The sequence below is a fragment of the Peribacillus sp. YIM B13472 genome, from assembly GCF_042788005.1.
Taxonomy (GTDB): domain Bacteria; phylum Bacillota; class Bacilli; order Bacillales; family DSM-1321; genus Peribacillus; species Peribacillus simplex_E.
The window spans coordinates 14,735-27,547 of the sequence record NZ_JBHZPG010000050.1 but is presented as its reverse complement, the minus strand read 5'-3'; the positions used below and the strand labels follow the sequence as shown (position 1 = coordinate 27,547).

Annotated in this window: 14 protein-coding genes; 1 reads left to right on the top strand and 13 read right to left on the bottom strand. The window is 42.0% G+C overall.

Translation table 11 applies throughout. From position 1 onward, the window contains the following. Positions 1-110 precede the first annotated feature (110 nt). From ACFX4I_RS24580 to ssb, 6 genes are all read right to left on the bottom strand, one after another. Positions 111-1,013 carry an ABC transporter permease gene (locus tag ACFX4I_RS24580; RefSeq protein ID WP_230302996.1) on the bottom strand — a complete coding sequence of 301 codons (903 nt, stop codon included), beginning with the start codon at positions 1,011-1,013 and terminating at the stop codon, positions 111-113. Between the two features lie 12 nt (positions 1,014-1,025). After that, a complete protein-coding gene (locus tag ACFX4I_RS24575; RefSeq protein WP_377423688.1) occupies positions 1,026-2,030 on the bottom strand; it encodes an ABC transporter permease in 1,005 nt (334 codons plus the stop codon). Between the two features lie 114 nt (positions 2,031-2,144). Further along, positions 2,145-3,761 carry an ABC transporter substrate-binding protein gene (locus tag ACFX4I_RS24570; RefSeq protein WP_377423686.1) on the bottom strand — a complete coding sequence of 539 codons (1,617 nt, stop codon included), beginning with the start codon at positions 3,759-3,761 and terminating at the stop codon, positions 2,145-2,147. A gap of 42 nt (positions 3,762-3,803) precedes the next feature. After that, positions 3,804-4,772, bottom strand: a complete 969-nt coding sequence (locus ACFX4I_RS24565) for an ABC transporter ATP-binding protein (protein ID WP_377423684.1) — start codon at positions 4,770-4,772, stop codon at positions 3,804-3,806. After that, entirely contained in the window at positions 4,753-5,757 is a 1,005-nt protein-coding gene (locus ACFX4I_RS24560; protein WP_076368326.1) for an ABC transporter ATP-binding protein, read from the bottom strand. Before ACFX4I_RS24560 ends, ACFX4I_RS24565 begins: the two co-directional genes overlap by 20 nt. Positions 5,758-6,271: 514 nt before the next feature. After that, positions 6,272-6,634, bottom strand: coding sequence for a single-stranded DNA-binding protein (gene ssb / locus ACFX4I_RS24555; RefSeq protein ID WP_283932394.1), 363 nt, complete (start codon positions 6,632-6,634; stop codon positions 6,272-6,274). 360 nt (positions 6,635-6,994) lie between these two features. On the opposite strand from ssb, the gene ACFX4I_RS24550 reads away from it, so the two are divergent. Beyond that, positions 6,995-7,429 (top strand): YwpF-like family protein, encoded by a 435-nt coding sequence (locus ACFX4I_RS24550; RefSeq protein WP_230303001.1) that lies wholly within the window; start codon positions 6,995-6,997, stop codon positions 7,427-7,429. A gap of 113 nt (positions 7,430-7,542) precedes the next feature. On the opposite strand, the gene ACFX4I_RS24545 is transcribed toward ACFX4I_RS24550, so the two are convergent. The 7 genes from ACFX4I_RS24545 to spoIIID all read right to left on the bottom strand — a co-directional run bounded on the left by ACFX4I_RS24545 (position 7,543) and on the right by spoIIID (position 12,709). Continuing rightward, positions 7,543-7,839 (bottom strand): hypothetical protein, encoded by a 297-nt coding sequence (locus ACFX4I_RS24545; protein ID WP_230303002.1) that lies wholly within the window; start codon positions 7,837-7,839, stop codon positions 7,543-7,545. Between the two features lie 288 nt (positions 7,840-8,127). Beyond that, positions 8,128-8,556 (bottom strand): 3-hydroxyacyl-ACP dehydratase FabZ, encoded by a 429-nt coding sequence (fabZ, locus tag ACFX4I_RS24540; protein ID WP_034315755.1) that lies wholly within the window; start codon positions 8,554-8,556, stop codon positions 8,128-8,130. A 128-nt stretch (positions 8,557-8,684) separates the two neighbouring features. Beyond that, positions 8,685-8,939, bottom strand: coding sequence for a DNA-directed RNA polymerase subunit beta (locus ACFX4I_RS24535; RefSeq protein WP_098371633.1), 255 nt, complete (start codon positions 8,937-8,939; stop codon positions 8,685-8,687). A 168-nt stretch (positions 8,940-9,107) separates the two neighbouring features. Beyond that, a complete protein-coding gene (locus ACFX4I_RS24530; protein ID WP_377423681.1) occupies positions 9,108-9,950 on the bottom strand; it encodes a flagellar hook-basal body protein in 843 nt (280 codons plus the stop codon). Positions 9,951-10,005: 55 nt separating this feature from the next. After that, positions 10,006-10,845: a flagellar hook-basal body protein gene (locus ACFX4I_RS24525; protein ID WP_377423679.1), complete on the bottom strand. Its 840-nt coding sequence runs from the start codon at positions 10,843-10,845 to the stop codon at positions 10,006-10,008. Between the two features lie 280 nt (positions 10,846-11,125). Beyond that, positions 11,126-12,127 carry a rod shape-determining protein gene (gene mreB / locus ACFX4I_RS24520; protein ID WP_214744185.1) on the bottom strand — a complete coding sequence of 334 codons (1,002 nt, stop codon included), beginning with the start codon at positions 12,125-12,127 and terminating at the stop codon, positions 11,126-11,128. Positions 12,128-12,436: 309 nt separating this feature from the next. Next, on the bottom strand, positions 12,437-12,709 hold the full coding sequence (gene spoIIID / locus ACFX4I_RS24515; RefSeq protein WP_034315767.1) for a sporulation transcriptional regulator SpoIIID: 273 nt from the start codon (positions 12,707-12,709) through the stop codon (positions 12,437-12,439). Positions 12,710-12,813 lie beyond the last annotated feature (104 nt).

Here is a 12,813-nt window from a genome sequence, read left to right as displayed (position 1 = left end):
TTTAGGCGAAAATTCAAAGGGAATTTCAAAAGGGTTTCAGAATTTTTTAATTCCGAACCCCTTTTGTCTACAGTCTGTGGTGATGTTAAACTAACATCACCCTTTTACTTCTAGTTTTTCATTCTTGGATCCAATGCATCGCGCAGCCCATCCCCCATTAGGTTAAAGCCAAGTACCGTAAGCATGATCGCTAGGCCAGGGAAAAGAACCGTCCATGGTGCCTGAATGATGAACGCCCTGGAATCAGCAAGCATTTTTCCCCACTCTGGTGCTGGCGGCTGTGCACCGAGACCGAGAAAGCCCAGTGCTGCACACTCAATTATGGCAGTTGCAATCGCCAACGTGCCTTGAACGATGATCGGTGCAAGACTATTCGGAAGGACGTGGTGAAGGAGAATGCGGCCATCCCCCATGCCAATTGCCTTCGCAGCCGTTACATATTCCTCTTCTTTCACCGTTAAGACCCGTGAACGTAAAAGCCGGCCGAATATCGGGACATTGACGATGGCAATGGCAATAAGTGCGTTGCGAAGGGAAGGTCCCAAAACGGCTACGACTGCAATGGCAAGCAAGATACTTGGAAAGGCCAGAATGATGTCAAAGACCCTCGATATGATCGTATCTATCCACCTGCCGTAGTAACCGGCAATGATTCCCAAAAAAGACCCGACCACGACAGATCCGGCAACAGATAAGAAGCCGACCCCTATTGATATGCGCGAGCCATAAATGACCCTGCTCAAAATATCACGTCCAAATTCATCCGTTCCGAACCAATGCTCCGCAGACGGGGCCAAATGTTTATCACTTAGCTTTTGCCCCTCAAATGAATAAGGTGCAATAACGGGCGCGAAGATGGCGATTAAGATAAAAAATGCAACAATCCCCAGACCCACAAGGGCTACCTTATTTTTCCTAAAACTTTTCCACCCTTCCTTCCAGGGAGAGATGACTTTTTCCTCTGCGTCTTTTGGAGGAAGGATTGGCGAAGTATTCGTTGCTATTTCAGGCATGAGTTTCCCTCCCTATTTATACTTAATCCTAGGATCGATCGCTGCATACAACAAGTCCACAACTAGATTAATCATGACAAACAAAAAGGCGATGACGAGAATTCCGGACTGTATCACCGGATAATCCCGAGATAGGATTGCATCATAAATATAAGTACCGATACCTGGCCACCCAAAAATGTTTTCCGTCAATATGGCGCCGCCTAAAAGTAATCCTGTTTGCAGTCCGATAACCGTCACCACTGGAATCAGGGCATTCTTAAAGGAATGCTTGTAAACAACCCAAAACATTCTCATTCCTTTAGCACGAGCCGTACGAATAAAATCCGATCTCATAACTTCCAGCATGGACGAACGTGTCATCCTTGCAATAATGGCCATCGGAATGGTCGCCAGCGCAATTCCCGGCAAGATGAGATGTTTGATTACCTCGAAAAACTGATCAACCCTGCCAGCCATGAGTGTATCTATCAAATACAGTCCGGTTATGGCCTCAACGGGATCCCTGATATTGTCCCGCCCTGTCGTCGGAAGTAAATCCCATTGAATGGAAATGATATATTGCTCCATTAATCCCAGCCAGAAAATAGGCATGGACAAACCAATCAACGCAATCACCATGGCGACATAATCAAACCATGAGTTTTGGAACCAAGCCGAGATGATTCCGGCATTTACCCCAATGACAACAGCGATGATCATGGCAATCAATGCTAGCTCTATCGTGGCCATTAAGTATGGACCAATTTCCTCGGAAACGGGGCTATTCGTTTTTAACGATACACCGAGATCACCCTGCACCAATCCTGCCAAGTAATCCCAAAATTGAACGAACCAAGGTTTATCCAATCCAAGTTGCTTGGTCATTGCCGCAACTGCCTCTTTTGTTGCTTGCTGCCCTAGAATCATCTGTGCTGGATTACCAGGAATCGCCCGAATCATCATGAATACAATAAATGCCATTCCGAGAAGTACTGGAATGAGAGATCCTAAACGTCGTACGGTATAGGAAAACATAACAATCACCCTCCTTTAGCATAAGGGTCCTTTGAGCGCCCTCAATTCTTTTGAAATGCATTCCATAACAAAACCGGGAAGCATGCAAAACTACATACTACCCGGTTCTTACGGTTAATTTTCTAAAGAAACGTTAATAAGGGATTGCGAACCAGTTGGATGTGGAACAAACCCTTTGACTGTCTTGGATCCGGCTAGCTGCGGTAATGAGTGGACAAGTGGAACCCATGGTGCTTCATCATGGATGATTTCCTGGGCTTTTCCATATAACTCATTACGCTTGGCTTCATCTGCCGTGGACTGTGCCTCGATCAATAGATCGTGCACTTCATCATTTGCATAACGGGAATAATTATTTGAGCCGATATTATCTTTATCCAATAAGGCATAAAGGAAGTTATCTGCATCTCCATTATCGCCTGTCCAGCCTAGCATGAAGGATTGAGCCTCACCAGCCTGCACTTTCTCTAAATATGCAGCCCATTCGTATGAAACGATATTTGCCTCGATACCAACCTGCTTTAAGCTCGCTTGAATGGCCTCGGCCACTTTTTGACCATCTGGCATATATGGGCGCGGTACTGGCATTGCCCATAGATCCATTTTAAATCCTTTTTCATATCCGGCCCTTTTCAGAAGTTCTTTCGCTTTTTCGACATCGTAATCATAGTCTTCAATGTTGTCATTGTATCCAGAAACGGATGGTGGCATTGGATTCTTGGCAGGCTCCGCCGTGCCTTCGAAAAAGTTATCAATGATTTCTTTTTTGTTAATTAGGTGAGAGATAGCTTGGCGTACTTCCTTTTTGTCGAATGGTGCTTTTTCAACATTGAATGCAAAGTAGCCGACATTCATGGAAGGACGTTCGAATAACTGCAGTTTGTCATCTCCTGTAACTTTGCTGATATCGCTTGGGTTCAAACCGTCCATTAGGTCGATTTCACCTTTGATTACAGCATTTAAACGCGCAGAGTTATCTTTAATGACTTTAAACGTGATTCCATCAAGTTTCGGCAGTCCTTCTTGCCAGTAGTCATCGTTTTTCACCACTTCAATCGTATCGCCAGGTTTCCATGATTTGAATTTGAAAGGACCTGTACCAGATGGATTTTTAGTGAAGTCGTCACCCTCTTTTTCCAAACCAACCGGACTGGCAATGGCAAATGTAGGCATGGCAAGGTTTTTCAGGAATGGCGCCTGCGGGCGGTTCAATGTGAATTCCACCGTGCTGGCATCGATTGCCTTCACTTCCTTGATGACATGGCCTTCATCACCTTCAAACCCTCCGAACATGGAAGCATAGTAGGCAAATTTCCCTTCATCCTTACTTTGTGCCCAACGTTGAAAGTTTTTTACGACCGCATCTGCATTGAAATCCGTACCATCATGGAACTTAATTCCGGTTTTCAATTTGAATGTGTATGTTTTTGCGTCATCGGACACCTTCCAGGATTCGGCAAGACCAGGTTTTATCTCTGTATTGTCTTCTCCGTATTTTACAAGCGTTTCAAAAATTTGCTGTGTGACGATGAATGATTCACCATCGGTTACGATAGCTGGGTCAAGACCGACCGCATCTCCGCCTTTACCGTATATCAATACGCCGCCCTTCGCTTCACTCGATCCCCCTTTACCATCATCTTTCTCTTTTGATGTAGACGAGGAGCATCCCGCAAGCGCCAGTGAAAGAGCAAGGATACCAGTCAGCAATAATGCCAATGTTTTCTTCATATTCTTCCCCCTTATTATTTGCGAATTTATGTATACGTCGTGTCAATTGTATAAATGACAAGCAACGTAGTGACCAGGTTTATGTTCATTCAGTATTGGCTTGTCCGTTTTGCATTCTTCCATCGCCTTCGGACATCTCGTATGGAATGGACAGCCGCCGGGCGGGTTTGATGGGCTTGGAACATCTCCCTGCAGGATTACCCTATCCCCCTTGTATTCCACATCCGGGATCGGCACCGCTGATAATAAAGCCTGCGTATATGGGTGAAGCGGATCTTCATAAAGTCCTTCACTTTCCGTCAATTCAACTATATGTCCAAGATACATGACACCGACACGGTCGGAGATATGCCTCACGACTCCAAGATCATGGGCAATGAACAAGTAGGTCAAATCAAAATCTTCCTGCAAATCCTGCAACAGATTCAAGACCTGTGCCTGGATCGACACATCCAGTGCAGATACCGGCTCATCGGCAATGATCAGTTTGGGGTTGACTGCAAGTGCCCTCGCGATGCCAATACGCTGCCGCTGGCCCCCACTGAATTGATGCGGATACCTTTTAGCATGGTAACTGCTTAAGCCAACAACCTTAAGAAGTTCCTGCACACGTGCCTTACGCGCCTTTTTATCTTTAACCCCATGAACGATGAGCGGTTCTTCTAATATTTTGCCAATAGTATGCCTGGGATTGAGGGAAGCGAATGGGTCCTGGAAGACCATCTGCATTTCGCGGCGCATCTTTCTCATTTCATTGGAAGATAAAGCAGTCAGGTCCTTTCCTTCGAAATAAACATTACCCTCACTCGGCTCAAGCAATCGAAGCAATAATCTTCCCGTCGTAGACTTTCCGCAACCGCTTTCACCGACAAGTCCTAAGGTTTCCCCTTTATAAATGGAAAAAGACAAACCATCAACTGCCTTGACCTCTCCGATGGTCTTTCCTAGAACCCCTCCTTTGATCGGAAAATGCTTCTTTAGGTTTTCTACCTTAACCAATGTTTGATTCATGCAAGGCAGCTCCTTTCCCATCCTCATACAGCCAGCAGCGAACATGCTGACCCTCATCGAATTTCAATAGAGACGGGGTCTCATTTATACATTGCTCCATGGCATGGGAACACCTGGGAGCAAACTGGCACCCGAGGTTGCTTGTCCCAGGTTTTGGCACATTACCCGGTATCGAGTAAAGGCGATCTTTCTTTATTCGCATATCGGGAATCGACTGAAGTAAACCGACCGTATAAGGATGCTTCGGGTTTTGGAAAATCGTTTGCACATTTCCTTCCTCTATCACCTTGCCGGCATACATGACAATGACACGTTCACACATTTGCGCCACTACCCCAAGATCATGGGTAATCATCATGATTGCCGTGTCTGTTTCTTTATTTAAATTCTTCATTAACTCTAGGATTTGTGCCTGGATCGTCACATCCAAAGCCGTTGTCGGCTCATCGGCTATAAGGAGTTTCGGCTCGCAAATCATGGCCATTGCTATCATGACCCTTTGTCTCATTCCACCTGAAAGCTGATGCGGATATTCTTTGAGCAATTCCTCGGCACGGCCAAGCCCAACCAGCTTCAACATTTCCACCGCTCTATGTCGGGCCTGCTTTTTGTTCCATTTTTTATGTATCCGAAGCGTCTCGACCAACTGCTCGCCAATAGTGAACACAGGATTCAGGCTTGTCATCGGTTCCTGAAATATCATCGCTATATCATTCCCACGAATTTTTCTCATTTTCGCTTCAGAGGCATTTGCGATGTTCTCTCCTTTAAAAAGGATTTCCCCCTCCACCTTACCAGCCGGCGAAGGAACCAGACCCATGATGGACAGAGAAGTTACGCTTTTTCCGCATCCCGATTCTCCTACAATTCCTAAAACCTCACCAGGATTGACATGGAAATCGATTGAATTCACGACAGGAATCACCCCATCGTCAGTACGAAAACTGGTTCGCAGCCCATTCACCTTAATAATTGGTTCGCCCATCAAATCACTTCCTATATATAACTTTTTTTCCAATTATATTATTGGGTTTATTATTGCATCAAAATTAAAATATTACAATATATTTTCTAAAAATTCTAATTTAACAGAATTATTTTTTTATTTTTCCTATTTACACACATTTTGGCACAAAAAAATGACTGCTTATTTGCAGTCATTACAAGGGGGAAATCAGATATCTCGATTTTATTGAGGGTAAATCGAGGTTTCCAGCGGGGAAGAAGCTATATTAGCTTTTGGGGAATGAATGGATGAAAGATAATCTATATACTACTGTCAAGTTTCACTAAATTGTGCTGAATATCTGTGCATTTATTTTTCATTATGGTCATATAAATACTTTTATTGTTTCCAATGTAGTAAGCATTAAATTGATCTGCCCTGCTATTCATTATTAGAAGTTTTCACATGGGTCGTCACCACATGGCGGGATAAACCCACTCTTACATCTTGCTTCCGTCCTGTAGCACGCCATCATGCCAACCTCCACGTAGCACTATAAACCAATATGTTCAAAATCTTTGGGCTTACCATCATTTTGTTTAGACCCAATGAATTGAACCCTCTCGGCAACCACTTCAGTTACATATACATATTTGCCCTCCTGATTTTCGTATCTCCTTGTTTGTATTCTGCCAGTTATGCCGATTGTTGCACCTTTTTTACAATATTGAGCAGTATTTTCAGCCGACTTTTTCCATATGATACACTGTACGAAGTCCGCCTCATAGTTTCCGTCAGTATTACGGAAGTTCCGGTTGACTGCTAACGTGATATTGGAAACAGCCTTGCCATCGGGTGTGTATCTTAATTCAGGATCCTTCGTAAGCCTGCCGACAAGGGTAACTTGGTTAATCATCTTTTCACTCCTTCCTCTTTAATATGCTTTAATCATACTCTTTCTTCCATTGATTAAAAAATGGAGGAAATGGTCTTATTACACTATTTTCCTTCATAAAAAACCGTTTGGATTGATGCAAAATCATTTTTTATTGATTAAAATCAGGTGAAAAACGAATAGTTAACAAAATTAAATATTTTGCAAATTTTTATCCTATCCTTCATAATTTAGACAAATGTTGGGTTTTCATTTCATTAAGGAACTTTTTTTTAGTATGATATAATTACCTTTAAAAGGATTAAATCGATATGTACCATTTCAAAATTTACGTTTAAGAGAGGTAATACCGCTCTTTCTTGCAAGAAACGGAGGAATTAGATGAAATCATTCAAATTGATCTCGTTGCAAATTGTTACTGAAAATTTAAACTTGATTGATATCGCATTAACAGATGGACTGATTATAAATAAAGAAAACGACGCCAGAACATGGTTACTGGAAGCCTTTGTAGAAGAAAATCAGTTCAATAAGCTTCAACCCTCACTTCCCAATATAGACGGAGAGGTGTATATCCAGGCAGTCATTACCAAAAAGGACAATGAACCGGCTTTGTTCCACACTGTTTTACGTACAATAAGAAAAGTGGGCAACCATTATAGCCTTTTATTCGTTGGCCACATCCAAAAAACACGGAGCAAATATGCAGAACTCCTTCTTGAAGATTTGGTCCAAAAGGGTCTATCCGGCGATGAATTAATAAAAGAGTTCAAGCAAAAAATCCGCTCAAAGCCTAAATTAGCAACTAATAAATAAAAACCCTTCCCTTAATTCCCATCCCTAATCGAATGCACATAAAAAAGACTGACTTAGACGAATAAGGATACAAATCCTCTTCTTACCTAAGCCAGTCTTTGTCATTCTGCTAATTACTTATTGTTGTCGTCTTTTTTCTTAATCAAGTCATCCGCATCATTATCGACGTTATCATTGACGTTATTATCGTCGTTATCATCGTCGTTATCAAGCACTCCATCATCATCGTTATCATTCATATCGTTATCATCGTTGTTATCATTTACACCATTTTTATTATCTTCTATGATGTTGTTATCATCTTCTGGTGCGGGATTTTTGTCATTATCATTATCATTCGTTCCACATCCAGCAAGGAACATAATAGATAATAAAGATCCCCCAATTAGTGCAAAAATTTTCTTCATCATTTTTGGCAACCTCCCTTCTTTCTTTATCAATAATTATTTTGCCCGAATGTGAAAATAACTTGCGCCCTATTTTAAATTTAAAAAGAAAAATTCGCTTTGCTTAATCATTAAAAAATGCCGGACATATAAAATGTCCGGCTTTCAAAGGGAGAATAGAAAGTTCTAAAACCGCTCTTGCTTTAAAAAAGCAATACAGTGCTTTATATATACACCGCTTCACGATTCCTTAAACCATTTTCCGAGAAATATAGTTAAAACATTCCATTTTCCTTTCGTGGAAAATGGATCTTATTTGTCACCAAAGGCAAACATGATATCGGCTTCACATGCTGTTTCTCCATCTACCGTTGCCACTGCTTTCCCTTTACCCATTGACCCTCTCATACGCACTATTTCCACTTCCAGACGCAGCTGATCACCTGGTTTAACTTGCTTCTTAAAGCGGCAATTATCAATCCCAGCGAAAAATGCAAGCCGCCCTTTGTATTCTTCTTGTTTCAAAACGGCTACAGCGCCGACTTGCGCTAAAGCCTCTACAATCAAAACCCCAGGCATAACTGGATAATCGGGGAAATGGCCATTAAAGAATTCTTCATTTGCTGAGACATTCTTCAATCCAACCGCTCTTTTCCCTTCATCTATTTCTATGATCCGGTCGACTAATAAGAATGGGTATCGATGCGGGATTATTTCCTTTATTTGTGTGATATCAAGCATACATGTTCCTCCTATGACTTAAATAATTCTAACATAACATAAACTCGCCCCTGTCATGTAGACAGAGGCGTAGTTGCCATGTAATATAAATCCGATAACGACAGCAACTACTTCAAAAAAACATGGAACTACGCGCCCTTGTTCACTATATCAATAATATGGGTCCATGTGGATTTTTGGAAAACATCCATTGCATGTCCTCCACCAATCACACTATATCCTAATAGTGCCCCGGATAATACAGCAATGAAAATCAATCCGATAACAATGAGTAAACGAAGCCAAATTGGCAAAAGACGGACCTTGATTCTACGATTCGGTTTCGCCTCAACTTCCTTTATCTCTTCTTCAATTTCTTGTCTCATTACACGATTTTGTTCCATATAGAATGTGAAAGCTCCTTTTAAGAAAACTCGCCGACTGATTTTCCCTATACACCAGAAATTCAGCAGCTATGCAAAATGATCGGCACGTATGATTCTCTTTGTTATGAATACATTATAACCGATTTGCTCTAATTCCGCAGGGAGACATTTTATTTACCAGATACCTTAACGGATTCCATTGACTAATCCGCTCATTTGATCAGCCATCGTTACAGCACGGGATTGAAATTGGTAAGACCGCTGAACATTGATTAGATCCGTCATTTCTTTGGAAAGATCGACATTTGATGACTCCAGAGACCCTTGACGGACTGCTGCCCGGTTGCGGGAATCCCCTGTTAATGCAGTCATGATATCGTCTTCAGTAACACCCAAGGCATTAAAGTTTTTGGGCAGTCCAAGTAAATTTCCGCCTAGCCGGTCAAGAAATTGCGGTTTCTTTACCGAGACGATTCCGAGCCCAAAACTCTTTTCGCCATATTCTTCCGTATCCACTATCAATAGGCCACTTTCCGAAATCTTAATGTCTTTAATATTTCCCTCAATGAGGATCGGTTCACCATTTTCATCAAGGACTTTATGTCCAGCAGAGGTAACGAGCATCATTCGGGCGTTAGCATTAGGAGATAAATAAAAGGCCCCATCCCTTGTAAGCCTTGTATTGACCCCATTATCGTCAGGAACGCTTACGGTGAAGAATTGGTCATCCCGGATGAATGCAGCATCAAGATTGCGGTCCGTCGTCTTTAAGGCTCCCTGTGAAAGCACCAAATGAGATTGGCTTATCGTAGCCCCTGTTCCTTGCCGGATGCCAGGTGTGGTCCATCTTCCTTTTTCCTTGGTGTCACTCGGTTGATTATTGAAACTCTGTGTCAATAAGTCATTGAAACTCGTTTGGGTCTTTTTGTAGGCAGTCATGTCTGCATTCGCGATATTATTACCTATTTGGTCGATTTTACTTTGAAGTTGGTTCAGCGTATTTGTCGCTGTCATCATGGTACGATTCATGTATATTCCCCTTACATGTCCAAATTTCCAAAGGCGGTTTTCTGCTAATGTTCAATTAAAGCCTGCCAACTTCATTGACCGCTTTATCCAAACTTTTATCATAGGCTTGAAGAACCTTCTGACTCGCTTCAAAAGAGCGGTATGCCGACATCATTTCTGTCATCGTTCTCGATTGGTCAACATTGGAGCCTTCAAGAAAGCCTTGCTTAGTAGAAAAACCGACATCTGCAGCCGCGTATGCGCTAGGTAAATCCCTATCATTCACAGCCTTGTACAGGCCTTCCCCATCCTTCATGAGCTGTAATGACGGATCATCCGAATAACCGATGCCCATACGTGCGGTTTGAACATTTCCTTCTAAAATAACACCTTTTTCCGCTACTGTGAATTGATCGCCATCAAGCTGGATCTTTTCATTATTTTCGTTCAATACATAATGACCAGAAGGCGTAGTCAGATAACCTTGCCCATCTAGAGTGAAACTGCCGTTGCGCGTATAACGGATGCCACCATCACCATCCTGAACAGTAAAAAACACCGACCCTCGCAGACCGGTTTCTTCATTGATCGGAAGATTTTCATCAACCAAGGAAATATCCGTATTAAGCTGGGTTTCCTCCAATGTGCCCTGGGCAAATAAAGGATTTGCCTCCTGTACGTAAACCCCAGTACTGAGCCCCCCGACCTGGGATAATTCAGGAAAATTCAATTTATTCTCCGCAGGAACCGTTTTGCCTTCTATGTTGCTGATAAGCATTTCCGGAAAAGACCTTACACTCATTTGATCCGCTTTATACCCTGTTGTATTCGCATTGGACAAATTGTTTGTGAGCAATTCTGTGCGCCTTTGCTGTGTAAGCATCCCGGAAGCAGCCGTATAAAAACCTCTTAACATCTTCTTCACTCCTCAATTTACATAACATATCCCGTTCAATTTCTCATTATCTATCTTATCGGTCATGAACGTCAGTATCTTAAGGAAAAGGGACAGCATTAGGAAGAAGAATTTGTCTATATCGTAGGCTAGGTCAGATTTAAAGGAATGGTGTTAAATTCTCGATTAAAAGAAGAGGGCCTATTGCTCATCTGTACTAGAACTGCACGCACTTTCACTATGCCTCACGTTTGTCTGAACCTTAGACCCCTATCTTATGATGCGGATTTCGATCCGCTTTTTAGTTGAATTTGTGACGTGGCAATTTATCCATATTATCAAGCATGATACCGGTTCCGATTGCTACACAATCCATTGGCTGCTCGGCAACGAGTACTGGGACCTTAAGCTCTTCAGCAAGGAGTAAATCAATCCCATGAAGCAATGCTCCTCCGCCTGTTAAAATGACGCCGCGGTCGATGATATCAGCAGAAAGTTCTGGCGGTGTCCGCTCAAGTACGCTTTTTGCAGCTTGTACAATGATGGAAACCTGCTCGCGAAGAGCTTCCTCAATTTCTTCCGAGTTGACCGAAATGGTTCTAGGCAATCCTGATACCATATCTCGTCCACGAATATCGATGACTTCATTACGGGAACCAGGGAAGACTGTTGCAACCTGAATTTTAATGTTTTCCGCTGTACGTTCACCAATCAGAAGCTTATACTTCCGCTTGATATAATGTAAAATTTCATTATCGAATTTGTCACCGGCCATTTTGATAGAAGAAGATGTAACGATATCCCCCATTGAAAGGACGGCAATATCCGTTGTACCCCCGCCAATGTCTACGACCATATTGCCGCTTGGTTGAAAAATATCCATACCGGCACCGATTGCAGCCACTTTTGGTTCTTCTTCAAGGAATACTTTTTTTCCGCCGCTTTTTTCAGCAGCTTCTTTAATCGCTTTTTGTTCAACACTTGTTATGTTGGTCGGGCAGCAGATTAAAATTCTAGGCTTTGAAAGGAAGCCTTTCACATTCAATGTATTGATAAAATGCTTAAGCATCGATTCTGTTACATCAAAATCCGCAATGACACCGTCTTTTAAAGGACGGATTGCGATGATGTTTCCTGGAGTACGGCCTACCATTTTACGAGCTTCTTCCCCGACGGCAAGAACACGGTTCGTATTCTTATCAATCGCAACTACCGAAGGCTCATTTAACACAATTCCTTTACCTTTGACATGTATAAGAACATTGGCTGTTCCAAGATCTATCCCAATATCTCTAGCAAACATTTCTTAAATCCTCCTTGAATATCCTCACATATAACCTACTTCTGTCCTAATTGTTTATTTTACCATATTGCATTGACACAAGTAAGTATGAATTATAAATAAACACTAATAAATACTATTATTCCCTTTTTTGCCAATATGTAAAAATAATCGAAGCCTTATGTACTAAATTTTCCGCATTTCCCCATAAAAAAATCCCGGCATGGAACCGCAATCAAGGTTAAGAAAAAAGCTGACATTCACTTTCATGTCCCCTTATTCAGTCCCCGATTGCCCGATTCACTTCCAATTACCGGAATGATTCAAGTATCATTTAACGATTTCTTCTTCTCTTTCAGAACGTTTATATTTTAATTTTGTCGCTTCTCCACCTCTAAGGTGGCGAATGGATTTATGATAATCCAATATATCCTTCACTTCGTTAGCCAAATCAGGATTAATTTCTGGCAGCCTCTCAGTTAAGTCTTTATGAACCGTGCTTTTAGAGACTCCGAACTCTTTTGCAATGACGCGGACTGTTTTTCTAGTTTCCACGATATACTTTCCTATCTTGATAGTTCTTTCTTTGATGTAATCGTGCACACCACTCGACCTCCCCAAATTGGATGTGAGAAGTGTGAAATGAGATTCGTATTTTTCGAATCGAATACCGCTGCCCTATAAACAATGAAAGATAGAATTATTCA

Bases quoted from the DNA above. Each gene is read 5' to 3' on its own strand.
- ACFX4I_RS24525 (WP_377423679.1), bottom strand. From the start codon at position 10,845: ATGTTAAGAGGTTTTTATACGGCTGCTTCCGGGATGCTTACACAGCAA.
- ACFX4I_RS24535 (WP_098371633.1), bottom strand. From the start codon at position 8,939: ATGGAACAAAATCGTGTAATGAGACAAGAAATTGAAGAAGAGATAAAG.
- ACFX4I_RS24575 (WP_377423688.1), bottom strand. From the start codon at position 2,030: ATGTTTTCCTATACCGTACGACGTTTAGGATCTCTCATTCCAGTACTT.
- ACFX4I_RS24550 (WP_230303001.1), top strand. From the start codon at position 6,995: ATGAAATCATTCAAATTGATCTCGTTGCAAATTGTTACTGAAAATTTA.
- mreB (WP_214744185.1), bottom strand. From the start codon at position 12,127: ATGTTTGCTAGAGATATTGGGATAGATCTTGGAACAGCCAATGTTCTT.
- ACFX4I_RS24570 (WP_377423686.1), bottom strand. From the start codon at position 3,761: ATGAAGAAAACATTGGCATTATTGCTGACTGGTATCCTTGCTCTTTCA.
- ssb (WP_283932394.1), bottom strand. From the start codon at position 6,634: ATGATTAACCAAGTTACCCTTGTCGGCAGGCTTACGAAGGATCCTGAA.
- ACFX4I_RS24530 (WP_377423681.1), bottom strand. From the start codon at position 9,950: ATGAATCGTACCATGATGACAGCGACAAATACGCTGAACCAACTTCAA.
- fabZ (WP_034315755.1), bottom strand. From the start codon at position 8,556: ATGCTTGATATCACACAAATAAAGGAAATAATCCCGCATCGATACCCA.
- ACFX4I_RS24580 (WP_230302996.1), bottom strand. From the start codon at position 1,013: ATGCCTGAAATAGCAACGAATACTTCGCCAATCCTTCCTCCAAAAGAC.
- ACFX4I_RS24565 (WP_377423684.1), bottom strand. From the start codon at position 4,772: ATGAATCAAACATTGGTTAAGGTAGAAAACCTAAAGAAGCATTTTCCG.
- ACFX4I_RS24560 (WP_076368326.1), bottom strand. From the start codon at position 5,757: ATGGGCGAACCAATTATTAAGGTGAATGGGCTGCGAACCAGTTTTCGT.
- ACFX4I_RS24545 (WP_230303002.1), bottom strand. From the start codon at position 7,839: ATGATGAAGAAAATTTTTGCACTAATTGGGGGATCTTTATTATCTATT.